The sequence below is a fragment of the Micromonospora endophytica genome, assembly GCF_003236305.1.
In the GTDB taxonomy this organism is placed as follows: Bacteria; Actinomycetota; Actinomycetes; order Mycobacteriales; family Micromonosporaceae; genus Micromonospora; species Micromonospora endophytica.
Genome location: NZ_POTX01000518.1, coordinates 1 through 531 on the forward strand (window position 1 = coordinate 1; position 531 = coordinate 531).

The following is a 531-nucleotide window of genomic DNA, read 5'->3' on the forward strand; positions in this document are numbered from 1 at the left end:
CCCCAACCCGACGCCCCCACCACCACACCACGCCTCGGCGTGATCGCCGCCATCGCCGCCGCCATCGCCGTGATCCTCCTGGCCGTCAACGCCACAATCCTGGTCAAGGTGATACTGCCCCGGGCCGGTCTCACCGAAGGCGCCCGACTGGACCGGCTGGCCGGCACCTGGACCAACGACGAAGCCGGCACGGGCAGCCTCGTCATCCGCCCCGACGGCACCCTCGCCGTCACCAACGAGTCCATCTCCTGCCCCGGCCGGGTCACCTCCCCAGCCCGATCCGAATACGTCCTCGAAATGGACTGCGGGATGTTCCGATCCTCGATCGACGCAAAGCTCAACCTGCTCGGCGACGAACTGACCCTCACCGCACCGGGCTCACCAGAGACAACCATCCTCAACCGCCAATAGCCGCCCCCGCCTCGCCGGCCCGACCGGTTCACCGCAGCCGACAGCCCCACCATCGCGCCGGCGGGACACCGAACGCTCAACCCGGCGGACCGAACGCCAACACCAGGCGCAGCGTCGCAT

At 69.5% G+C, this 531-nt stretch carries 1 protein-coding gene; it reads left to right on the forward strand.

Annotated elements, in window-relative coordinates; all coding sequences use genetic code 11:
- Positions 1-411: hypothetical protein (locus C1I93_RS33020; RefSeq protein ID WP_181445400.1), on the forward strand; the 411-nt coding region annotated here is incomplete at its 5' end.
- Positions 412-531: the final 120 nt, after the last annotated feature.